Annotated in this window: 19 protein-coding genes; 10 read left to right on the forward strand and 9 right to left on the reverse strand. The window is 71.9% G+C overall.

The genetic code is table 11. The features are described from left to right. Nucleotides 1–169 precede the first annotated feature (169 nt). A complete protein-coding gene (locus ACGFH9_RS02625) occupies nucleotides 170–1,216 on the reverse strand; it encodes a DUF4192 domain-containing protein (RefSeq protein ID WP_393214255.1) in 1,047 nt (348 codons plus the stop codon). Between the two features lie 152 nt (nucleotides 1,217–1,368). On the opposite strand from ACGFH9_RS02625, the gene ACGFH9_RS02630 reads away from it, so the two are divergent. The 5 genes from ACGFH9_RS02630 to ACGFH9_RS02650 all read left to right on the forward strand — a co-directional run bounded on the left by ACGFH9_RS02630 (nucleotide 1,369) and on the right by ACGFH9_RS02650 (nucleotide 8,063). Beyond that, entirely contained in the window at nucleotides 1,369–2,283 is a 915-nt protein-coding gene (locus ACGFH9_RS02630) for a fructosamine kinase family protein (RefSeq protein WP_393215223.1), read from the forward strand. Further along, nucleotides 2,280–3,293, forward strand: a complete 1,014-nt coding sequence (gene moaA / locus ACGFH9_RS02635; protein WP_393214258.1) for a GTP 3',8-cyclase MoaA — start codon at nucleotides 2,280–2,282, stop codon at nucleotides 3,291–3,293. The genes ACGFH9_RS02630 and moaA overlap by 4 nt, the downstream gene beginning before the upstream one ends. A gap of 3 nt (nucleotides 3,294–3,296) precedes the next feature. Next, the gene (locus ACGFH9_RS02640) at nucleotides 3,297–3,551 is read left to right on the forward strand and encodes a MoaD/ThiS family protein (RefSeq protein WP_393214261.1); all 255 of its coding nucleotides are present in this window, start codon (nucleotides 3,297–3,299) and stop codon (nucleotides 3,549–3,551) included. Nucleotides 3,552–3,562: 11 nt separating this feature from the next. Further along, nucleotides 3,563–4,813, forward strand: coding sequence for a metallophosphoesterase (locus tag ACGFH9_RS02645; RefSeq protein WP_393214264.1), 1,251 nt, complete (start codon nucleotides 3,563–3,565; stop codon nucleotides 4,811–4,813). Between the two features lie 61 nt (nucleotides 4,814–4,874). Further along, nucleotides 4,875–8,063: a UvrD-helicase domain-containing protein gene (locus ACGFH9_RS02650; RefSeq protein ID WP_393214266.1), complete on the forward strand. Its 3,189-nt coding sequence runs from the start codon at nucleotides 4,875–4,877 to the stop codon at nucleotides 8,061–8,063. A gap of 110 nt (nucleotides 8,064–8,173) precedes the next feature. Here ACGFH9_RS02650 and ACGFH9_RS02655 read toward each other — a convergent pair whose 3' ends face one another. Together ACGFH9_RS02655 and ACGFH9_RS02660 are read right to left on the reverse strand one after the other, a co-directional pair. After that, nucleotides 8,174–8,803 carry a prepilin peptidase gene (locus tag ACGFH9_RS02655; protein ID WP_393214269.1) on the reverse strand — a complete coding sequence of 210 codons (630 nt, stop codon included), beginning with the start codon at nucleotides 8,801–8,803 and terminating at the stop codon, nucleotides 8,174–8,176. A gap of 22 nt (nucleotides 8,804–8,825) precedes the next feature. Then, nucleotides 8,826–9,818: an EamA family transporter gene (locus tag ACGFH9_RS02660; RefSeq protein WP_393214272.1), complete on the reverse strand. Its 993-nt coding sequence runs from the start codon at nucleotides 9,816–9,818 to the stop codon at nucleotides 8,826–8,828. 468 nt (nucleotides 9,819–10,286) lie between these two features. On the opposite strand from ACGFH9_RS02660, the gene ACGFH9_RS02665 reads away from it, so the two are divergent. From ACGFH9_RS02665 to ACGFH9_RS02675, 3 genes are all read left to right on the forward strand, one after another. Then, nucleotides 10,287–10,805, forward strand: a complete 519-nt coding sequence (locus tag ACGFH9_RS02665) for a hypothetical protein (protein WP_393215226.1) — start codon at nucleotides 10,287–10,289, stop codon at nucleotides 10,803–10,805. Nucleotides 10,806–11,176: 371 nt separating this feature from the next. Beyond that, a complete protein-coding gene (locus ACGFH9_RS02670) occupies nucleotides 11,177–11,587 on the forward strand; it encodes a hypothetical protein (protein WP_393215229.1) in 411 nt (136 codons plus the stop codon). A gap of 134 nt (nucleotides 11,588–11,721) precedes the next feature. Beyond that, entirely contained in the window at nucleotides 11,722–12,963 is a 1,242-nt protein-coding gene (locus ACGFH9_RS02675; RefSeq protein WP_393214275.1) for an AAA family ATPase, read from the forward strand. 23 nt (nucleotides 12,964–12,986) lie between these two features. Here ACGFH9_RS02675 and ACGFH9_RS02680 read toward each other — a convergent pair whose 3' ends face one another. After that, nucleotides 12,987–13,535, reverse strand: a complete 549-nt coding sequence (locus tag ACGFH9_RS02680; protein WP_355248081.1) for an N-acetyltransferase — start codon at nucleotides 13,533–13,535, stop codon at nucleotides 12,987–12,989. Nucleotides 13,536–13,669: 134 nt separating this feature from the next. Here ACGFH9_RS02680 and ACGFH9_RS02685 point away from each other — a divergent pair, with 134 nt between their 5' ends. Continuing rightward, nucleotides 13,670–14,215 (forward strand): DoxX family protein, encoded by a 546-nt coding sequence (locus tag ACGFH9_RS02685; protein WP_393214278.1) that lies wholly within the window; start codon nucleotides 13,670–13,672, stop codon nucleotides 14,213–14,215. 216 nt (nucleotides 14,216–14,431) lie between these two features. Next, entirely contained in the window at nucleotides 14,432–15,877 is a 1,446-nt protein-coding gene (locus ACGFH9_RS02690; RefSeq protein WP_393214280.1) for a glycosyltransferase 87 family protein, read from the forward strand. A gap of 4 nt (nucleotides 15,878–15,881) precedes the next feature. On the opposite strand, the gene ACGFH9_RS02695 is transcribed toward ACGFH9_RS02690, so the two are convergent. The 5 genes from ACGFH9_RS02695 to ACGFH9_RS02715 form a co-directional block, all read right to left on the reverse strand. Next, nucleotides 15,882–16,310, reverse strand: coding sequence for a molybdenum cofactor biosynthesis protein MoaE (locus tag ACGFH9_RS02695; RefSeq protein WP_393214283.1), 429 nt, complete (start codon nucleotides 16,308–16,310; stop codon nucleotides 15,882–15,884). Then, nucleotides 16,307–17,563, reverse strand: a complete 1,257-nt coding sequence (locus ACGFH9_RS02700) for a molybdopterin molybdotransferase MoeA (protein WP_393214286.1) — start codon at nucleotides 17,561–17,563, stop codon at nucleotides 16,307–16,309. The genes ACGFH9_RS02695 and ACGFH9_RS02700 overlap by 4 nt, the downstream gene beginning before the upstream one ends. Nucleotides 17,564–17,615: 52 nt before the next feature. Further along, nucleotides 17,616–18,086, reverse strand: a complete 471-nt coding sequence (locus ACGFH9_RS02705) for a molybdenum cofactor biosynthesis protein B (RefSeq protein WP_393214289.1) — start codon at nucleotides 18,084–18,086, stop codon at nucleotides 17,616–17,618. Further along, nucleotides 18,083–18,574 carry a cyclic pyranopterin monophosphate synthase MoaC gene (gene moaC / locus ACGFH9_RS02710; protein WP_393214292.1) on the reverse strand — a complete coding sequence of 164 codons (492 nt, stop codon included), beginning with the start codon at nucleotides 18,572–18,574 and terminating at the stop codon, nucleotides 18,083–18,085. The genes ACGFH9_RS02705 and moaC overlap by 4 nt, the downstream gene beginning before the upstream one ends. Nucleotides 18,575–18,842: 268 nt before the next feature. Next, complete coding sequence (locus tag ACGFH9_RS02715) at nucleotides 18,843–21,920, reverse strand: BTAD domain-containing putative transcriptional regulator (RefSeq protein ID WP_393214295.1); 3,078 nt, start codon at nucleotides 21,918–21,920, stop codon at nucleotides 18,843–18,845. Between the last annotated feature and the right edge of the window lie 416 nt (nucleotides 21,921–22,336).

A 22,336-nucleotide genomic window follows, 5' to 3' on the forward strand; every position in this document is an offset into this window, starting at 1 on the left:
GGAGACGGCAGCATCGGCTCGATGATCTCCCACTCGGCGTTGGTCAGGTCAGACGGGTACCGCCGCACTCGATCCATGCCTGTCCATCGAATGAGCCAGGCTCATCGATCGGACCCACTGTGCGACACGCCCGACCCACCCACAAAACAAACGCGCTCTAAGGGAACGGTCAGCGGTGACCACGTCGCCTCCGCTTGCGAGGGCGGACCACGCCCGGCATCCCGACCGCGGGCCAGCCGTCCAGCTCGGAGGGTGGCACCCCGCGCCGGAGCAGGTCGTCCAGGAGCAGGGCCAGCGAGTAGTCGGGGTGCAGGCTCAACGTCCGTTCCAGCGCGACCGCCGCCAACGCCCCCTGCCCCGCCCGCCACGCCGCGAACGCCAGCAGCGCGCCCGGTGCGGCGGTCAACTCCGGCTCGGCCCGGCGCAGCACGTCGGTCCAGAGGTCGATGTCCCGGTCGCGGCCGTCGGTGCGTTCCCAGGCGTGGTCCCGGACCGGCAGGTGACCGAGCAGCAGGCTGAGCCAGGCGAGTTCGTCGTCGTCGAGCCGTTCGCCACGCCGCTGTCGACGTTGCGCCTCGCGGACGGCCGCCACCCCGGCGGAACGCAGTGCCCGCCCGCCGAGGAGGTCGCTGGTGGGGGCCTGCCCGATCAGCTCGACCAGTCGTCGTTCGGCCCGGACGGTGGCCGCGTGCAGGGCCTCGCGGGCCGGGCCGTCGACCGGCGACACCTGCGCCACGAGGGCCGCCCGGTCGGGGAGCGCGACCTGGCCGGCGAACACGGCCGACGCGGTCACCGGATTGGCCTGCGGGTCGTAGCGCCGACCCTCGGGCGGGCAGCAGTCCGCCTCGGTACACAGGTAGGACCACCACCGGCCGTCGGTCACCCGCAGCGCGTCGAGCACCTCCAGGCCGGCCGCCGTCAGGGCGGCGCGCACCGCGTCCACGCTCGGGGTCACCTTCTCGGGTGGCCCGTAGCCGACCACGGTGGCGGCCTCCGCTCCCTGCCGGTGGATGACCCCGGCCAGGTGTCGGGCGCGGTCGACCAGATCCGTCGAGGGGTCGGGCAGGTCGGCGCGGGCGGCGAAGATGATCTGCCGGCCGCGCAGCGCCACCGCGACCACGCTGTCGGCGGGGTGGAAGCCGAGCAGGTACGGCACGGCGGCGATCAGGTCGGCGGGCGAGCGGACGGAGAGCTTCGCACGGTCGGTCGAGGTCATGCAGGAAGGCTGCGTCCGAGCCGCGAAGCCTTCCAGACCCTGTGGATGACACGCGGTCTGTCCACAGCTACGGAACGTATTCATGCAGGTGGGCGTGATTCGGTGTGCCGACAAGACACCGCAGTGTCATGGACAGCGGCTACCGTGCGCTGATGGACCTGGCGTACCTGCGCGCGCACCCGGCACACCTGCCGACGTTCCGGACCCATCAGCGGCTCCGGGAGACGCCGGTCGCCGGTGGCAACATCTGCGCCGCCGCCCGGCTCACTCTGGACGATGGCCACTCCGTCTTCGCCAAGTCCTGGCCGGAGAGGGCCGACCGGCCGGCGCCCGAGGGCTTCTTCGCCGCCGAGGCCGCCGGGCTGCGGTGGCTGCGGGAGGCCGAGGCGATCGGCGTACCCGAGGTGATCGTGGCGTTGCCCGACCTGTTGGCCCTCGACTGGGTGGAGCCCGGCGAGCCGACGCCGGAGGCCGCCGAACGCTTCGGTCGGGAGCTGGCCGCCCTGCACCGGGCGGGCGCGCCGACCTTCGGGGCGCCGTGGGCCGGCTTCATCGGCGGCCTCGGGCAGGACAACACCCCCGACGACGGTCCCTGGTCGACGTGGTTCGCGCTGCGCCGACTCAACCCCTATCTGCGCCTGTCGCTTGACGGCGGCGCGTTGAGCGGCGGCGATGCCGCGCTGGTCGAGCGGGTGATCGGGCGGATCGGTGAGTTCGGCGGGAACGAGCCGGCGGCTCGCATCCACGGCGACCTGTGGCCGGGCAACGTGCTGTGGGGCCTCGACGATCGGGCCTGGCTCATCGACCCGGCGGCGCACGGCGGGCACCGCGAGACCGACCTCGCCCAACTCGCGCTCTTCGGCGGTGTCGCGCACCTTGACCGGGTGCTGGCCGCGTACCGGGAGGACTGGCCGTTGACCGATGGCTGGCGCGATCGGGTGCCTCTTCATCAGCTGCATCTGCTGCTCGTGCACACCGCACTGTTCGGTTCCGGCTACCGCGATGCGGTTGTCCAGGTCGCCCGAGCCGCCCTCAGCGGCGTCGAGCGCGCTACGGTCGACCGGTGAGTGTCGCCCCAGGCGCCGACGGCGTCCTCGTCGACCGGTACGGCCGCGTCGCGCGGGACCTGCGCGTGTCGCTCACCGACAAGTGCAACCTGCGGTGCACGTACTGCATGCCGGCCGAGGGGCTGCCCTGGTTGGCCGGCCCCGACCTGCTCACCGACGAGGAGATCGTCCGGCTGGTCCGGGTGGCCGTCGAGCAGCTCGGCGTGACCGAGGTGCGCTTCACCGGCGGGGAGCCGTTGATCCGGCCCGGCCTGCTCGGCATCGTGGCCGCGGTGGCCGCCCTCGACCCCCGTCCCCGGATCTCGCTGACCACGAACGGCATCGGCCTGGACCGGCTGGCGCCCGCGCTGCGGACGGCCGGCCTGGACCGGGTGAACGTCTCGCTGGACACACTGGACGCGGCCCGCTTCACCCAGCTCACCCGCCGCCCCCGCCTCGACGCGGTGCTGGCCGGGCTCGCCGGGGCGGCGGCCGCAGGCCTTGAGCCCGTGAAGATCAACTCGGTGTTGATGCGCGGGGTCAACGAGGACGAGGCGCCGGCTCTGCTCCGCTTCGCACTCGAGCACGGTTACCACCTGCGGATCATCGAGCAGATGCCGCTGGACGCGCAGCACGGCTGGGACCGGAGCACGATGGTCACCGCCGAGGAGATCCTGGCGAGTCTCCGTACCGAGTTCGATCTCAGCCCCGACCCGGCCGCGCGCGGCGCGGCGCCGGCCGAGACCTGGTTGGTCGACGGCGGCCCGGCCCGGGTCGGCGTGATCGCCAGCGTCACCAGGCCCTTCTGCGGCGACTGCGACCGGACCCGGCTGACCGCCGACGGTCAGGTCCGCGCCTGCCTGTTCGCCATCGAGGAGTCCGACCTGCGGGCGGCGCTGCGCAACGGCACCACCGACGACGAGTTGGCGCGGCGGTGGCGCACCGCGATGTGGGGCAAACGCGCCGGCCACGGCATCGACGATCCCACCTTCCTCCAGCCGACCCGGCCGATGTCCGCGATCGGGGGCTGATCCGTGGAGCCAAGGCCGTTGACCGTCCGCTACTTCGCGGGGGCGCGCGCCGCCGCCGGCCGGTCCGAGGAGGTCACCCCCGCCGGCCGGTCACTCGACGACCTGACCGCCGAGCTGGCCCAGCGGCACGGCGACCGTCTCGCCGCCGTACTGCGCGTGGCCAGTTTCCTCGTGAACGGCGTCACCTGCCATGATCGTCGGGCACCCCTGCCGAGCGGGGCCACGATCGATGTCCTGCCGCCGTTCGCGGGCGGCTGAGGGGGGCGCACATGTTGGCGGTTCTGGGGTTCATGGGCGTCCTGGCGCTGGTCACCGGCCTGATCCACCTCTACCTGTGGAAGCGTCTGATCCGGGACACCACCACGCCGGGTCGCTGGCGGCGGGTCGGCGGGATCGCCGCCCTCGTGCTGGCGGTTCTCGTACCGGCCACCCTCGTCGGGACGCAGGCCGGCTTCTACTGGCTCGCCTGGCCGGGCTACCTGTGGCTCGCCGTCATGTTCTACCTGCTGGTAATGCTGGTCGTGCTGGAAGCGCCGATGCTCGTCGCGCGGCTGGTGCTGCGCCGCCGGGTGACCGCCGCCGAGCCGACCGCCGCCGCGCCCGAGCCGGTGCTGGTCGGAGCCGCCGGGCCCGCCGATCCGCCGGCCAGCGGCGCGGTAGCGGCGCCGGACCACGACCCGGGCCGCCGCCTGCTGCTGGCCCGCGGGGCGGCCATCTTCGCCGGTCTCACCGCCACCGGCATCACGGGGTACGGCGTCCGCACGGCGCTCGGTCCGCCCCACCTCGACCGGGTGCAGATCCCCCTGGCGAAGCTTCCCCGCAACATGGACGGCCTGCGCATCGCCACCGTCTCCGACATCCACCTGGGCCCCCTGCGGGGCCGGGCGCACACCGAACGGATCGTCGCCGCGATCAACCGCCTCGACGCGGACCTGGTCGCGGTCGTCGGCGACCTGGTCGACGGCTCGGTCGCCGAGTTGGGCCCGGCCGCCGCCCCGCTGCGGAACCTGCGCTCCCGGTACGGCAGCTTCTTCGTCACCGGTAACCACGAGTACTACTCCGGGGTCGAGGAGTGGGTCCAGGAGGTGGACCGGCTGGGCCTGCGGGTGCTACAGAACCGCCGGCAGGAGATCCAGGCCCGGGGCGGCGTGCTCGACCTGGCCGGCGTGAACGACCTGAACGCGGACCCCAAGGGCACCGGACTGGCCGCCGGACCGGACTTCGAGGCGGCCCTCGGTGACCGCGACCCGAACCGTCCCGTCGTCCTGCTCGCGCACCAACCCCTCGCCGCGAAGCAGGCGGCCCGCTACGGCGTCGACCTGCAACTCTCCGGGCACACGCACGGCGGCCAGGTGGTGCCGTTCAACCTGGTCGTCAAGCTTGAGCAGCCGGTGGTCAGCGGCCTCGGTGAGGTCGACGGCACCAAGGTCTACGTGACCAACGGCGCCGGTTTCTGGGGTCCGCCCGTGCGGGTGGGGGCCGAGCCGCAGATCAGCCTCGTGGAGTTGCGCTCGGCATAGCGGACGTCACGTCCGCGCGTGGCGGAAGGCGGGCCGCGTGGCGGGCGTGACAGGATGCGGCGTGCCTCCGTTCAGCGCCGTACCTCCCGGTGGCCTCCCTCCCTTCGTCGCGGACCTGCACATCCACTCGAAGTACTCGCGCGCGTGCAGCCGCGACCTGACCCTGCCGACCCTGGGTTGGTGGGCGCGGCGCAAGGGCATCGCGCTGCTCGGCACCGGCGACTTCACCCACCCCGCCTGGTACGACCATCTGCGGGAAACCCTGCGGCCGGCCGAGCCGGGGCTCTACCGGCTCGACCCGGAGGCGGAGCGCGACATCGCCCGCCGGCTGCCGCCACGACTCGCCGGCACGACCGACGCGGACGCGATCCGGTTCATGCTGAGCGTGGAGATCTCCACGATCTACAAACGGGACGACCGCACCCGCAAGGTGCACCACCTGATCTACCTGCCCGACCTGGAGGCGGTGGCCCGTTTCAACACCGCTCTCGGCCGGATCGGCAACCTGGGCTCCGACGGCCGGCCGATCCTCGGTCTGGACTCGCGGGACCTGTTGGAGATCACCCTGGAGGCCAGTCCGGACGGGTACCTCGTGCCGGCGCACATCTGGACACCGTGGTTCTCCGCACTGGGCTCGAAGTCCGGCTTCGACGCGATCGCCGACTGCTACGCCGACCTGGCCGACCACATCTTCGCCGTGGAGACCGGCCTCTCGTCCGACCCGGCGATGAACTGGCGGGTCGGCAGTCTGGACGGCTACCAGTTGGTGTCCAACTCGGACGCGCACTCGCCGCCGGCCCTCGGCCGGGAAGCGACCGTGCTGACCGCCGAACGCAACTACTTCGCCGTCCGGGATGCGCTGCGGACCGGTGACGGCCTGGCCGGCACCATCGAATTCTTCCCGGAGGAGGGCAAGTACCACGCGGACGGGCACCGGCTGTGCGGCGTCAACTGGTCGCCGGAACAGACCATGGCCGCGGGAGGGCTCTGCCCGGAGTGCGGCAAACCCCTCACCGTGGGCGTCCTCAGCCGGATCGAGGAGCTGGCCGACCGCCCGGAGGGGCACCGGCCGGCACACGCCCGGGACGTCACCCACCTGGTGCCGCTCGCCGAGATCCTTGGCGAGATCAACAAGGTGGGCGCCCGGTCGAAGAAGGTCGAGGGGCGACTCAACGAGCTGCTCGCCGCGCTCGGCCCCGAGTTGGAGATCCTGACGACGACGCCGTTGTCCGACATCGCGCAGACCGGCGGTGAACTGCTCGCCGAGGGCATCGGGCGGCTCCGGCAGGGCGACGTACGCCGGGTTCCGGGGTACGACGGCGAATACGGGGTGATCACGCTGTTCGATCCTGCGGAGTTGGGTGCGGACACGGCACAGGAGACGCTGTTCGACGTACCCGTGCCGGCGCAGCGACGGCCGACGGAGCCGGCGGCCCGAGCGACGGCCAAGCGCCCGGCGGCGGCCAAGGCGGAACCGAAGCGCAAGCCGGCCCCGCCTCCCGCGCCACCGATCGCGCCGCCGCCGTCACCGCACGAACCGTTCGAGCCGATGCTCTCCGGCATGGAGGAGGTCGGCACCGGCCTGCTGGACCGGCTGGACGCCATGCAGCGGGTGGCGGCGTCCGCTCCCGGCGGACCGCTGCTCATCGTGGCCGGCCCGGGCACCGGCAAGACCCGGACGTTGACCCACCGGATCGCGTACCTCTGCGCGGAGCTGAACGTCTTTCCCGAGCACTGCCTCGCGATCACGTTCACCCGCCGCGCGGCCGAGGAACTGCGACATCGCCTCGACGGGTTGCTCGGCCCGGTCGCCGAGGACGTCACCGTGGGCACGTTCCACGCGTTGGGGCTGACCATCCTGCGGGAGAACGCCGACGCGGCGGGCCTTCCGGCCGGCTTCCGGATCGCCGACGACGCCGAGCGGGCGGCGGCGAGGTCGGAGGCCGGCGACGATGTAGCCGGCTACACGGCGCTGCTGCGCAAGCAGGACCTGGTCGACCTGGACGAGCTGGTGAGCGTCCCGGTGGAGCTGTTGCGAACCGACCGGAAGCTGGTCGAGCGGTACCGGGACCGCTGGCGGTGGATCTTCGTCGACGAGTACCAGGACGTCGACGCGGTGCAGTACGAGCTGCTGCGGCTGCTCAGCCCCGCCGACGGCAACCTCTGCGCCATCGGTGACCCGGACCAGGCGATCTACTCCTTCCGGGGTGCCGACGTCGGCTACTTCCTGCGCTTCTCACAGGACTTCACGGACGCCCGGCTCGTCCGACTCAACCGCAACTACCGCTCGTCGGCGCCGATCCTGGCGGCCGCCGTGCAGGCCATCGCGCCGTCGTCGCTGGTCCAGGGTCGGCGACTGGATCCGGCACGGCTCGACCCGGAGGCACCGCTGGTCGGCCGGTACCCGGCGTCGTCCGTGACCGACGAAGCCGACTTCGTGGTCCGGACGGTCGACGAACTGGTCGGCGGACTGTCCCACCGATCCCTCGACTCGGGTCGGATCGACGGCCGGTCCACGACGCTGTCGTTCTCCGACATCGCCGTGCTGTACCGCACCGACGCGCAGGCCGCCCCGATCGTGGACGCCCTGACACGGGCCAACATTCCCGTGCAGAAACGCTCGCACGACCGGCTGCGGGACCGGCCGGGGGTGGCGGCGATCGCTCGCGAGCTGCGGCACGCCGACGGGTTGGCCGGGTCGCTGGCGGCCCGCGTACGGCTGGTCGGCCAGGTGGTCGCCGAGCGGTTCGCGGTGCCCACCCTGGACGGCACGGGTGGCGCCGTCCGCCCCGAGGACGTCCGCTCCGCGGTGGACCTGCTGACCCCGCTGGCGCAGCGCTGCGGCGACGACGTGGAGTCGTTCCTGTCGCAGTTGGGCACCGGTGCCGAGGTGGACGCGCTCGACCCGCGTGCGGAGGCGGTCACCCTGCTGACGCTGCACGCCGCGAAGGGCCTCGAATTCCCGGTGGTGTTCCTGGTCGGCGTCGAGGACGGGCTGCTGCCGCTGCGCTGGCCCGGTTCGACGCCCGACGAGGACGCCGTCGCCGAGGAGCGTCGACTCTTCTTCGTCGGCCTGACCCGGGCCCAGGACCGCCTGTACGTCAGTCACGCCGCCCGCCGGACCCGCCACGGCAAGGAGCGCGACTGCACACCCTCGCCGTTTCTCACCGCTGTCGACCCGGGCCTGTTCGAGCGGTTCGGTGAGACCGAACCCCGCCGCCCCAGGGACCGCCAGCTCCGCCTGATCTGACCCCCTCTGCGGTGGACCTTCCGTCGATCATGAAGTTGTTGCCTCGACACGCCGATATGGCTGGCAACAACTTCATGATCGACGCGCCCCGGGCACCCAGGGGGAGGGGGTCACGTCAGGAGGGCAGCCAGCCAGGTGCCTGCCAAGAGGGCCGGGCCTAGCGGGAGCAGGGTGTTGGGGCGGACCCGTCGCGTGGCGAGCAGGCCGAGGACCAGGACCCCGTGCAGCAGGTGTGCCAGGAGAAGCCCGGTGAGCAGGGCGTCGCGGCCCAGCCAGCCGAGCGGAAGCCCGAGGACGGCGGCAAGCTTGACGTCCCCGAAACCCAGTCGGGACCTCGGCAACAGGGCGAGCAGCACGTGCGCCGCTCCGGCGAGCACCCCGCCGACCAGCGCGCCGACCAGACGCGCGGGAGTGCCGGCCAGCAGCGCCGCCCCGGTCAGCCCGCCGAGGGCCAGCGTGCCGGCGGCGGCGACCAGCGGGTCGGGCAGCCGCAGGCAGGCCAGGTCGACGACGGCCAGCACCAGACCCACCACCGCCACCGCGAGGAGGACCGGCAGCGCCGGGTCATCACGCAGCACGACAGCGAGCCCCACGAACACCACGGCCGCCAGCGGCGGACAGAGCCAGACCGGCCCACCCCGCCGCACCGGCGGGGTGACGAAATGCCGAGCCAGCGGGGGTACGACGAGACCGACCAACCCGCCGAGCAACGCCACCCCGAGCAGCGCGGCAGCCGACATGGGCCGGACGTTACCGCCGGGCTTACGTCCGCGCCGCCCCCGATCGTGGCCCCGCTGCCTTGCGGCGCGGGCGTTCGGTGGTCACCACCAGCGCGACGCCGGCGACGATGACCGCCCCGCCGAGCAGCACCTGCGGCGTGATCGGCTCGGCCACGAGCAGCGCGCCGAGCGCCACCGCGACCGCCGGGTTCACGTACGCGTACGTCGACACCAGCGAGATCCGCGCGTTCTGCAACAGCCAGACGTACGCGGTGAAGGCAACCAGCGATCCGGCCACCATGAGGTATCCCAACGCCAACCAGGATCGGGTGCTCACCGCGGTCGGGTGGAAGTCACTCAGTTCACCCCGGGCGGCGGCGACCACGGCCAGCGCCAGCGCGCCGGCCACCATCTCGTACACGGTCGCGACGAACGGGTCGGCGGGCATCTCGATCCGTCCCGACAGGAACGACCCCACCGACCAGGCGGCGGCTCCCACCACCACTGTCAACGCTCCGACCAGCGGCACCGCGTCCGCCGTACCGGCGGGCAGCACCAGCAACACGAGTCCGACGAAGCCCACGGTGACCCCGGCGAACGTCCAGAGCGGGGGCCGGTCGCCGGTGGCCGACCGCAGCAGCACCACGAGCAGCGGCACGGTCGCCACCAGCAGGGCGGCGACGCCGGACGGCAGCGCCTCCCCGGGCGGCCCGGACTCGGCGAGCACCACCAGGCCGTTGCCACCGGCGAGCAGGAGCACACCCACCAGGGCGGCGGAGCCGAGCTGCCGACGCCGCACCCGAAGGGCACCCGGCCCGCGGCGCAGGCGCAGCACCACCGCCAGCACCAGGCCCGCCACGGCGAAGCGCAGGGCGGCGGACAGCAGCGACGGCAGCGTCTCCACCGTGATCCGGATGGCCAGATAGGTGGAGCCCCACAGCACGTAGACCACGATCAGCGCGGTCCACACCAGGGTTGGCGCGGTGACGGCGCGGCGGCCGGATGCGGCGGCGGCGCTCGGTGGAGATGAGCTCATCGGTGGACCACGCTACGGTGACCTCGGAGTCGGCGTCGCGCTTTGTTGGCCGGCCTCTCACCACTTGTGCAGGAGGGCGGCATGACGAATTACGGACCACCGGGTGAGGGCTACGCAGGCCCGTGGCGTGGGCAGCGGCCCGACGAGACGCCCAACCGGCCGCCTCAGCAGCCCTACCCGCCGGCCGCACAGCCCTATCCGCCGACGGTTCAGCCCTACCCGGCCGCGTCGCAGAGGCCGGGCCCTCACGGCGACAGCCAGTACGGCGGCGCACCGGCGACGCCCTACGGCGGCGGGCAGTACGGGGGTGGACAGTACGGCGGCGGCCAGTACGGGGGTGGCCAGTACGGCGGCGGGCAGTCCGGGGGTGGCCAGTACGGGGGCGGGACGGGCACGCCGTATGGCGCGGAGCCCTCCGGGCCCTACGGTGGCGGGTACCCCCCAGCCGACAGGGAGCCGGACTACGGCGTGGGGACCTACCGGCCCGACGGTAACTCGTACGGCGACGACCCTTCGCCCACACCGCCACCGAGGCGTGGGCGGGGGCCGATGATCGCGGTGCTGGCTGTCGTGCTGCTGGTGCTGGCCGGCGGCGGTGCGTACTGGTTCCTTCGGGGTTCGGACGACCCGGGGCCGACGACGGCCGCGCCGACCGGCTCGGCCGCTGCGGCCCAGCCCACCGGCGGTGTGACCGATCCGGCCGAGCCGGTGCCCAGCGTCGCGGCACCTGAGTCGTCGGCCGACCCGCGGTTCGTGAAGGTCGGGCAGTGTGTGCGCAACGACGGGGTGTCGGGCGGCAAGCCCAAGCTGCTGATCAGCGGCTGCGCCCCGAAGTCGTACGAGGTGCTGCGCCGGGTCGACGGCGCGACAAGCGGTGAACGCGACGCCGAGGCCAAGTGCGCCAAGGTCGAGGGTTACACGAACTGGTACTTCTTCGACAGCGAGCTGGACACCCTCGACTTCGTCCTCTGCCTGAAGCAGCGCTGACCACCCACCCTGGGGATGACATGACGACCTACGGACCAGCGGGTTCCGGGCAGCCGGACGACCCGTACCAGCGTCCGCCGACCGGTCCCGGCGGCCCGCCACCGGTCGATCCGACGCTTCCGCAGTGGGGGCCGCCGCCACAGCCCGCGCAGTGGGGGCCGCCTCCAGAGCAACCGCCGCAGTGGGGGCCGCCACCGGAGCAACCGCCGCAGTGGGGGCCGCCACCGGAGCAACCGCCGCAGTGGGATGCCCCGCCGGGGCCGTTCCCGCCCGCCCCGGGCCTGCCGGCGGCACCGTGGGGTCCGCCGGCACCCGGTGGATACCCGATGCCACCCCCCGCCCCCGCCAACCGGAACGGCCGGAAGGTCGCCCTGATCGTCGGGCTGGTCGTGCTGCTCCTGCTCTGCCCCTGTCTCGGCCTTGCCGGCTGGGCGGCCTGGCGGATCGCCGACTCCGACAGCGATGTCACGCCCCTGCCGTCGGCGAGCGCGCCGGTCGCCCCTCCCGGTCTGCCCAGTGATGCCCCGAGCCCGGTCGTGCCGTCGCCGGACGAGGAGGAGGAGTTCGCCAAGGGCGACTGCGTGGTCAACGACGGCAGCGAGGACGACGCGGAGTTGCGCAAGGTGCCCTGCGGCCCGAACACCTACCAGGTGCTCCTGCGGATTCCGGCGACCACCGACGGGGACCGGTGCCAGACGCTCGCGCCGCAGGCGACCGCGAACTACGTGCACGACAACTCGATCGACCTGTTCGACTACGTGCTCTGCCTGAAGAAGCGGTAGACGATTCCCAAAACTAGGGCTGTCTAGCATGGACGCTAGACAGCCCTAGTTTTGTGTCGACGGCTTCAACACGCCGGTAGCCTCATCTATCCATATCTAGCTTCGCAGCTAGAGGGCCCGATATTCTGCGATGCGTGGATCCGGTCCGCAACCCGTACGCCCCGGGCGCCGGCCAGCGCCCTCCCGAACTCGCCGGGCGAGGGCGCGAGCTGGACGTCTTCGACATCGTGCTGGAACGCATCGCCCGTGGGCGGCCAGAGCGCAGCCTGATGCTCACCGGGCTGCGCGGCGTCGGCAAGACCGTCCTGCTCAACACGCTGCGGTCACAGGCGATCAACCGCCTCTGGGGCAGCGGCAAGATCGAGGCCCGTCCGGACCAGTCACTGCGCCGCCCGGTCGCCGCCGCCCTGCACATGGCGGTCCGCGAACTCGCTCCACGCCACCGCGCCCCCGACCGGATCGACGCCTTCCTCGGGGTACTCAAGGCGTTCGCCCAGCGGTCCGTGCCGACCGTTCGCGCCGGGTCCGCGCCCAAGCTGCGCGACCGGTGGCAACCCGGCATCGACGTTCCCGCCGCGAGCGGTCGCGCCGACTCCGGGGACATCGAGATCGACCTGGTCGAGCTGTTCAGCGACGCCGCCGCCGTGGCCAGTGACGTGGGCACCGGCATCGCCGTCTTCATCGACGAGATGCAGGACCTCGGGCCGGAGGACGTCTCAGCGCTCTGCGCCGCCTGCCACGAACTGTCCCAGATCGGTGCCCCACTGATCGTCGTCGGCGCGGGGCTGCCGCACCTGCCCGCCGTGCTCAGCGCCGCCAAGTCGTACTCGGAACGGCTCTTCCGCTACCAGCGCATCGACCGGCTCGACCGGATCGCCGCCGACCAGGCGCTCTGCGCGCCGGCCGAGCGCGAGGAGGTGGAGTACGAGCAGAAGGCGCTCGACCTGCTCTACGAGAAGTCGGGCGGCTATCCGTACTTCGTCCAGGCGTACGGCAAGGCGACCTGGGATCACGCGCCGCGGTCGCCGATCACCGCGGCGGACGTCCGGGTCGCCGCGCCCGAGGCCGAGGCCGAACTCGCGGTCGGTTTCTTCGGCTCCCGGTTCGAGCGGGCCACCCCGGCCGAACGCGAGTACATGCGGGCGATGGCCACGCTGTCCCTGGTGGAGGGCGAAGCCGGCGGCGTGGTCCGCGACGACATGGACGCCGCCGTACCCACCGCCGAGATCGCCCGCGCCCTCAGCCGCAAGCCGGCCAGCCTCTCCCCGGCCCGCGACGCGCTGATCAAGAAGGGGCTCATCTACTCGGGCGAACGTGGCACGGTGGCCTTCACCGTCCCGCACTTCGGCCGCTACCTGCGCACCCAGCCCGCCTGACCGGCGCGGTCAGGCCGGCGCGGTCAGACTCTTGACCAGGGCGCGGGGAAGACGACCTCGCCGCGCGGCGGAGCGCCCTCCTCGCTGGTGGACGGCGGCAGCACCAGCGCCTGCCACGGCTCACCGAGACCGGCCCACGGGCTGCTGAGACCCAGCTCGGCGGCCGGCCCGAAGCCGAAGCGACGGTAGAAGGCCGGGGCGCCGAGCACCACGACCAGCCGCTCGCCCAGCTCGGTGGCGGCGTCCAGGGCGGCCTGCACCACCGCGCTGCCGTGCCCGACCCGCTGGCGGTGCGGCGCGACCGCCACCGGCCCGAGCGCGAGGCCCGGTGCGACGGCACCCCGATCGGGCCGAACCCCCACCCGGGTGAGCAGCGCGTACCCGACGACCTCGCCGCCGTACTCGGCGACCATGGCCAGCTCGGGAAGCCAGGCGTCGGTGCTCCGGAGGTCTTCGACCAGCCCGACCTCCGGCGGCGTCTGCACGTCCGGGCGGGCGAACGCCGAGGCCAGCACCCGACGCACCGGGCCGGTGTCGGCCGGGTCTTCGGGACGGAGCCGCAGCGTCGTCACCCGCGCGACGATACCCGTCGCGCCCCGTCCATCAGCGATGGTCGCTCGAATCGGCGTGGCGCACGGGCATGCCGACCGATGCCGATCCGGCGGTTGCCCGGGTAGCAAACGCCGCGACGGGGTATGACTGTTCCATGACGCCCGTACGCTCCCTCGCCCGCGCCATGCTGAGCGGCATCTTCGTGGTCCAGGGGTACCGCAACCTGCGCGACCCGCATCGACTGGCGCAGGCCGCCAAGCCGGTGACCGACAAGGTCGCGCCGCTGTTGCAGAAGGCGCACCCGAGCCTCCCCACCGAGACGGAATCGTTGATCCGGCTGAACGCTGCGGTGCAGGTCGGGGCGGGGCTGATGCTGGCCACCGGTCGGTTCAGCCGGCCCGCCGCACTGGTCCTCGCCGGCACCCTCGTGCCGGTGACCATCGCCGGGCATCCGTTCTGGAAGAACGACGACCCGATCGCCAAGAACAACAACCAGATCCACACCCTGAAGAACCTGGGGCTGTTCGGCGGTCTCCTGCTCGCCGCCGCCGACACCGGTGGCAAGCCCGGCATCCGCTGGCGTACGGGTCACCGCATCGGCCACTCTCGACGTTCCATGCAACGGGCGGTGCGCACCGCCCGCCGCGAGGCGCGGATCGCTGTCCGGTCGGCGGCCACCGCGCGTCGACTACCAGGCTGACCTGCCTCGATGCCTCTCAGTGTCACCCCCACCCCCCGGCTAAGGCCGCGAATTACCTGAACCACCCGGTAGGCGTTAACGCGGTGGAAATGTCAAAAACATGTGTGGGATCGGACACGGTCGCATAACGCGGGAGGCACTGACGTGAGGCGCCGTTCTAGGCTCCGTGCAGGACCTGGACGGGTAGGACGACCTTGGTACGGGGGTGGCCACGCCATGCCGACGGCTGTCGGTAGACGGGCGGACCTCCTCGCCCCAGTTCAGCGCATGACGCGCGGGATCGATCGCAGGAACGTCGTACGGGTCGCCATCGTGGCCGCCGTCGCCTACGCCGCCTGGCTCGCCATCGGCGAGTTCGGGCGACCGTACAACTTCTTCGACATGAAGATCTACCACGGCGCGGTGGTGTGGTGGGCGAGCGGTCACGAGCTCTACGAGTTCATCGCGCCCGGCACCACACTCGGGTTCACCTATCCGCCGTTCGCCGGGCTGGTCATGTTGCCCATGGCACAGCTGCCGATCGGCGCGGCCGGGATGGTCAACGCCCTGGCCAGCATCGCCGCGCTGGCGTTGGTGCTGGCCGGACTGCTGCGCCCCATCGTGGACCGGTTGGGCTGGCCACTGTGGTTCACCGTGGCTCTGGCGGTCCCGCTCGCCGTCGCCATCGAGCCCAGCCGCGAGACCCTGGGCTACGGCCAGGTCAACCTCCTGCTGTTCGCCCTGATCATGGCGGACCTCATCGGACTGCGGTGGCGCTCGCGCCGGGGCACCCACTACGCCGCCACCGACGGTCCGCTGCTGCGCTTCGTCTACGGTGGCGCCTGGGCGGGCGCCGGCATCGGCCTGGCCACCGCCGTCAAGCTCACCCCGGCGCTGTTCATCGCCTACCTGCTGATCACCCGTCAGTGGCGGGTGGCCGCCACTGCGATCGGCACCACGATCGGCGTCACGATCGGGACCTTCGCGGTCGTCGGCGACGAGTCACGGACGTACTTCGGTAGCGTGCTCTGGCAGACCGAGCGGGTCGGCGCGGCCGACATGACGCCCAACCAGTCGCTCGCCGGCCTGCTGGCCCGGCTGTACGACTCGATCGAGACTCCCGGCCTGCTCTGGCTCGCCTTCTCGGTGCTGATCCTGGCGGTGGGCCTGTCCCGAGCGGCCAGTTCACGCGCCGACGGTGACGAGCTGACCGCGTTCACGCTTGTCGGTCTGACCGCCAACGTGATCAGCCCGATCTCCTGGACGCACCATCTGGTCTGGGTGATCCCGGCGATCATCGTGCTGGCCGACGCAGCCGTACGTCGACGCGAGGCGAGCAGGGGCCTCACGCAGCGCACCGGCCAGGGTCCGGCGTTCGGCGGCCTGAGCGGCCTCAACGCTCTGCGCCCGCCGATCTGGTATCCCACACTGACCGGGTTCCGGCACGGCGTCGCCGCTGTCGGGCTCTATCTGCTGTTCCTGGTCTCCCCCATCTGGCCGTACGAGCACCAGTTGCCGGAGGTGTCCCACTACCAGGACGGCCTGTTCGGGGCGCTGATGGAGAACTCGCTGGCCCTCGCCCTGATCGTGCTGGTGGCGGCACTGCCCTGGCGACCCGGCGCCGAGCCGGCCTTCTACGGCGAACGACTCGCCCGGGCAGTGGCGGTGAACGGGCGCCGCTGAACGCTCAGGGACAGTTGACCCACTCTTCGGTGCCGTCGGCGAAGACCTGCCGCTTCCAGATCGGCAACCGGGCCTTGGCCTCGTCGACGAGGCGGGCGCACGCAGCGAACGCCGCAGCGCGGTGTGCCGTGCTCACCGCGGCGACCAGCGCCACGTCACCGATGGCCAACGATCCGACCCGGTGCGAGACCGCCACCGCGTACACGTCGGGGTCGGCGGCGACCTCGGCGGCGACCTCACGCAGAATCTGCGCGGCGCTCGGGTGCCCCTCGTAGTCCAGGGTCACCACCGCACGCCCGTGGTCGTGGTCGCGCACGACGCCCTGGAAGGAGACGACTGCGCCAGCCCGGCGGTCGGCGACCGCCGCCTCGTGCGCGGCGAGGTCGAGGGGCCGGTCGGTGACCTCGACGACGGTGATCGGCGGCGCGGTCACGACGCCCGCTCCCCGGACAGCAACGGCAACGGCACGATCGGCACCCGGTCGCCCTGCGCACCGCTGGTGCCCGGCCGGATCACGGCGAACCCGTCGGCGCCCGCGAGGCCGCGCAGCATCGCCGAACCGACGTGCCGCACCGGATGCGCCGTGCCGGCAGCCCGGTCCACACGAACCAGCGCCAGGTGGGTGTGGTCGCCGCGCCCGGGCACCGCCTCGGCCAACGTGGCCTGCGGCAACACCGGCATCGAGCGTCCCTGTAGCCCGGCGAGCAGCGGCGCGACAAGTGACACCAGCGCGACGATGGCGGACTGCGGGTTGCCGGGCAGGCCGGCGACGAAGCGGACCCGCCCGTCTGGGTCGGCCAGCCGGGCCAGCAACATCGGGAAGCCCGGCCGGACCGCCACCGTGTTGACCACGTAGTCGGCGCCCAACGCCTCCAGGGTCGGGTGCAGGTGGTCGACCGGACCGTGCATCGTGCCGCCGGTGGTGCAGACCAGGTCGGCGTTGGCCAGCGCCGCGCGCAGCGCCGCCACGTGCGCGGGCAGCGTGTCGGCCACCGGACCGACCACGTCCGAGGGGCGGACCTGGCAGCCGTACCGCCGGAGCCACGCCGGCACCGCCGGGCCCAGCGCGTCGCGTACGCGGCCCGCCGCGGGCGGACCCGCCGTCAGCAGCTCGTCGCCGAAGACCAGCAGCGCGGCGCGCGGCGCCCGCCGGACCCGCAGCGTGTCGTGCCCGCAGGACGCGGCCAGGCCGATCACCGCCGGGTCGACCGGCGTACCGACGGGCAGCAGCTCCTCGTCGGCGTACGCCTCCTCGCCCGGCTGCCGCCACTCCGGCGTCTGCCGGGGCGTGCCGCTGACCAGGCCGCCGGTGACGGTGGACTTCTCGACGCGCAGCACAGCGCTGGCGCCCTCCGGGACCATGGCTCCGGTCGCGATCTCGACGGTCGTGCCGTCCTCGGTGAGTGGCCCGGGAGTGTTGCCGGCCAGCACCCGGCCGACGATCCGCCACGGCCCGTCGCCTCGGACGGCCCAGCCGTCCACGCTGGAGGTGGGAAACGCGGGCAGGTCGGTGCGGGTGGTCAACGGCTCGGCCAGGGTCAGACCGTCGGTGTCGACGAGCGGACGGGCGACGGCGGGCAGGGCGGCGGCCAGGCCGACCGCGTACACCCTGGACCGCGCCTCCTCCCACCCTGCCGGCGGGGGCGCGGCGACCCGGTCCGCCGTTGGCGTGGTTTCCGTTCTCACCGACCGAGCCTATCGGGACGGGCCGACAGCCGGCGCGGTCTGGACCGCTGAGTTAGTGGTCGCCGCCGCGGAGTTGGTCGATGGTGTGGCCGAGGATCGGCCCGAGCACGGCCAGTCCGTCGCGGGCACCGCCTGACGAGCCCGGCAGGTTGACCACCAGCATTCGGCCGACCACCCCGGCCAGCCCACGGGACAACACCGAGGTGGGCACCCGTTCCCGACTGTGTGCTCGGATCGCCTCGGCGATGCCCGGGATCTCGTAGTCGAGGAGAGCCCGGGTCACGTCCGGCGTCCGATCGGACGGGGTGACCCCGGTGCCACCGCTGGTCAGCACCACGTCGACCCCGTCGGTGAGAGCGTCCCGCAGGGCGACGCCGACGGGCTCGCCGTCGGGCACCACCACCGGCTCGTCGACCTGACAGCCAAGCTCACGCAGGCCGGCGACGAGCAGCGGCCCACTGGTGTCGGCGTACACGCCGGCCGCCGCCCGGTTGGACGCGACGATCACTCGGGCCCGGATCACGGCCGATCCTCCGGCCGGACCCACTCGCCGGTCTTGCCGCCCTCCTTGCGCAGCACCCGGACCGCCTCCACCGAGGCTGCCGGGTCGACCGCCTTGACCATGTCGATGAGCGCGAGACCGGCGACCGCGACGGCGGTCAGCGCCTCCATCTCGACCCCCGTCCGGTCTGCCGTGCGGGCGGTGGCGGTGATCTCCACGGTGTCGGTCGTCAGACGCAGGTCGACAGTGACGCCGTGCAGGGCGATCGGGTGGCAGAGCGGGATCAGCTCCGGAGTGCGTTTGGCCCCCATGATGCCGGCGAGCCGACCCACCGCCAGCGCGTCACCCTTGGGCAGCCCGTCCCGGTGCAGCAGGTCGATGACCTCGGGTGTGGTGCGCAGACGGCCGGCCGCGACCGCCAACCGCCCGGTCACCGCCTTGGCGGAGACATCGACCATCCGGGCCGCGCCGGCGCGGTCGACGTGGCTGAGCTGCGCGGGTTCGGTCACGGCCGTGAGCCTATCGGTGCGGTACGACGTGCGGGCGCTCGGAAGGGGCGACGGCACCGCGTCCCGCCGGGTGCGACGGCGAGTCCACCGGACCATCACCCCTTCCTGGCCGGACGACCCGCCACCGAAGTCTCTGGGGGGAGACCTGGCGGCGGGCGTGTATCGACGACCCGGTTCTGCCCAGGGGCAGAACCTCCCCCGTTCGTCGATACGCGACAGAAGCTACCGAGCCCGGCGATAAGAAATCGATAAGCCACGTCTGAGCAGGTCAGCGGCCTGTCTGCTGGTCGAGCTCGGCGAGATGACGCTGCACGTCGTGGCGTTCCGGCACACCCATCCGAACGAAGATCGCCAGCGCCCGCTCCCAGTGCCGCCGGGCCTCGGCCGGGTCGACGCTGGCGAAGTGCTCGGCCAGTCCGGCCAGTGCCCGCCCCTGCTCGTGCGGGTGCGCGATCCGGGTCGCCAGTCGCAGGGCCGCTCCGTGCATCTCGGCAGCCGCCTGGTCCAGCCCGCGTGCCCGTAGGGTGCGGCCCAGTTCGTTCAACGCCGCGGCTTCGACGTGCCGTTCACTCGAACCGACCGCCAGGCTGCGGGCCATCTCGTGCTCCTGTTGTGCCTGCGCCAGACGACCCAGACCGCGATAGGCGATGCCGAGGTCCAGGCGTACCTCCGCCTCCCCGTAGCGGTGACCGGTGCGATCGCGAAGCGCCAGCGAGGCCTTGAGGATCCTGATCGCCTGGGGGAGGTCTCCCCTGCGCGCGCGTACGCCCCCGATGTGGCTGAGGGCGTTGAGCACGTGGAACTCGTTCGAATTCGTCCGGGCCCACGCCAGATGACGCCGGTGCAACCACAACGCCTCGTCGTAACGACCCAGTGACGTCAGGGCCAGACCGACGTTCGGTAGCGCCATCGGCACTCCGACACTGCCGTAGCCCTTGTAGTCGCGCAGACGTTCCATACCGAGTTCCACCGCTTCGGCGAGGTGGCCGCTCCAGTAGTAGACGGGAGCGAGATTGGCCTGGTAGCGCGCGGTGTTCAAGGTGTTCTGCGATTCCTTGGAGAGCTCGACCGCGCGGGTCAGGTGGTCGAGAGCCCTCCGGTTGTCACCGGTCTTGACGTATGCGGAAGCCAGGTAGTTGTGCATCAGCGCGGTCGGATCGATGTCGCCCGTCGCCTCGGCTGCGGCGAGCCCGTGCCGGTGGGTCGTGACGATGTCCTCGAAGTACCCCCGGATGTAACAGAATCGCCACAGCGCGCGAGCCAACCGCCAGGTGTGTTGGTGAAAGCCCGACTCGTGGGCTGAGGCCACCATCGTCACCAGGTCCGCCCGCTCGGCTTCCAACCACTCGGCGCTCGGCTCCCCGAGAGCGTCGAGCAACTCGGGTCTGTCGAAGGGAAGATGACTCACCTGAGTTCGGATACCGAGGGGCTCGATGGTCTCCGCGATCCGCAGTGCCGCTTCCAACGTGAGATCGAACAGTTGGGCCAGGGCCGACCGGCGTTCCTGCGGGGAATCGATGCGGGTGCACAGCTCGACGGAGTACTGACGCATGAGGTCGTGGAGGCCGTACTGCCGCGAGTTCAGGTTCTCCACCAGGTGCCGGTCGGTGAGGTCGTCAAGAGCCGCGTGCGCTTCCGCGACGGTGAGTCCGGTCAGTGCCGCGACCGAGATGGGGCCGAACCGACTGCCGGGATACAGGCCCAGGAACCGGAAGGCCCGCTTCGTCGACTCGGACAGCGGCTCGTAGGAGGCGGTGAACGCGCCGGTGATCGTGCTGTTCTCCCCACCCAGTTGCAGGAGAGCCGACGTACCGCCGGCCATCTGTGCCGCAAGATCCGCCAACCGCCACCCGCGCCGGTGTGCCAGCCGGGCGCCCGCGAGCCGAATCGCCAGCGGAAGGTGGCCGCACCGCCGGACCACCTCGACAGCTGCCTCCGGCTCGGCGTCCACCCGCTCCCGCCCGACGCTCAGGGTCAGCAGGTCGACGCCCTCCCGGGACGACATGACGGGCAGGGACTGGGACGCTCCGAGATCCGGGTGGGTGAGTCGGCGTCGCGATGTCACCAGTACGACGGCGGTCGGCTCGATCGGCAGGAGGGGAAGGATCTGGTCGCTACCGGCGGCGTTGTCCAGGATGATCACCGACCGTCGGTGGGCCAGCTCGCGTCGCCAGCGTTCCGTCCTGGCGTCCACGTCGATCGGTATCTGCTCGGCCGGAACCCCGAGCTGACGAAGCAGGACGACCAGGGCCGACGCCGGGGCCATCACATCCTTCCCACCGTGCCCGCGCAGGTCGACGTACAACCGGGCGTCCGGATACCGGTCACCGAGTCGACGGGCCAGGTGAACGGCGAGCGTCGTCTTGCCGCTGCCGGCCATGCCGTCGATGACGTGCACGGCCGGGACCCGACTCTCGACACGTCGTGTCTCCGCCAACAGCCGCGCCACCATGCCTTGTCGGCCGACGAAGTCGGTGACCGAACGGGGCAGGTGGTCCACAGGCGCGACCGCGCGGGTCGGCCTGGGTGTCGAGTCTCCCGTCGGCGACGGACCGGACGCAGACCTCGTCTCGCGCCGGCTGTCGTCGAGAGGCACCCGGTTGGGCATCTCGGCGACGATCCTGCGGCGCAACTCCTCGAGATTGGCCCCTGGGCCCACGCCCAACTCGCTGATCAGGTGCTTGCGAATCTCGTCGTACGCGAGGAGCGCCTCCGCGCTGTCACCGCGCTCGTGCAGGGAACGCATGAGCAGGCGGTACGTCGGCTCTCGGAGCGGATGGCGCGCGGCCACCTCCCGCAGTGACGGAATCGCGAGGTCGTCCCGTCCCGAGCGGAGGTGCACCTCGGCGAGTAGTTCCACCGCCAGAAGGCGCTCCTCTTCAGCGGCGACGGTTCGAGCCGTCAGGACGGGTCCGAGCGGAATGCCGGCGAGCATGGGACCCTGCCACCGCGCCAAGGCGCGGCCCAGCAGTTCCGACGCTCGCTCCAGGTCGCCAGCACCCAGCGCGTCCCGGCCCGCGTACAGCTCCTCCTGGAAGCGGAAGACATCGACCACCTCCGGCCGCAGGGTGAGCCGATAGCCGTTCCCCTGCCGCACGAGAGTCGCTTCGGCGAGCCCCGACGTCTCGAACTCTCGACGGAGATTGGCCGCATAGGTCCGCACATTCGCCACGGCGGATCGCGGAGGGTGATCGACCCACAACTCGTCTATGAGATCGACCAACGTCACCAACCGGCCTGGCTGGACCGCGAGCATTGCGAAGATTACCCGTTGTTTCGGCGTACCCAGGTGCAACTTGTGCTCGGCAAGCAGCACCTCCACGTCACCGAGCAGGTTGATCTTCACCGTTCCCCCGAATTCACATCCATCGGTGTTTAGCTGATCACAGTGGGAAAGGCTATCGGTGTCCGCAATTCACACCAAACTCTCGACCAGGCCACCCGAACCGACACCGACCAGGCAAGGGAGACCAGATTCTGCCCGACCGGATTGAGCCCGGACCCGAACTGACGGATGAGGCCGACCGAACACCGTCGCCACACTAGGGAGGATGCGGCATCGCCGATAGCCTCGCAGCAGCGCGCAAGCTGCGGATCGCCAGTGCAGTACGACCGCGCTCCGCGCAGGCGGCATGGACAGAACGTCACAAAGCCCGCCAGCTTGGCTAATGTTGCGCATACCGACATTTATTGCTACTAAAACGGTGTAACTGCGCTTAGGCTCCCCGTCACGAGAACGGTTCCGGAATACGGAAACGGCCG

It is taken from the genome of Micromonospora sp. NPDC049102 (genome assembly GCF_043197485.1).
Classification (GTDB): Bacteria; Actinomycetota; Actinomycetes; order Mycobacteriales; family Micromonosporaceae; genus Micromonospora.

Bases quoted from the DNA above. Each gene is read 5' to 3' on its own strand.
- ACGFH9_RS02625 (WP_393214255.1), bottom strand. From the start codon at position 1,216: ATGACCTCGACCGACCGTGCGAAGCTCTCCGTCCGCTCGCCCGCCGAC.
- ACGFH9_RS02630 (WP_393215223.1), top strand. From the start codon at position 1,369: ATGGACCTGGCGTACCTGCGCGCGCACCCGGCACACCTGCCGACGTTC.
- ACGFH9_RS02645 (WP_393214264.1), top strand. From the start codon at position 3,563: ATGTTGGCGGTTCTGGGGTTCATGGGCGTCCTGGCGCTGGTCACCGGC.
- ACGFH9_RS02655 (WP_393214269.1), bottom strand. From the start codon at position 8,803: ATGTCGGCTGCCGCGCTGCTCGGGGTGGCGTTGCTCGGCGGGTTGGTC.
- ACGFH9_RS02660 (WP_393214272.1), bottom strand. From the start codon at position 9,818: ATGAGCTCATCTCCACCGAGCGCCGCCGCCGCATCCGGCCGCCGCGCC.
- ACGFH9_RS02685 (WP_393214278.1), top strand. From the start codon at position 13,670: ATGACGCCCGTACGCTCCCTCGCCCGCGCCATGCTGAGCGGCATCTTC.
- ACGFH9_RS02690 (WP_393214280.1), top strand. From the start codon at position 14,432: ATGCCGACGGCTGTCGGTAGACGGGCGGACCTCCTCGCCCCAGTTCAG.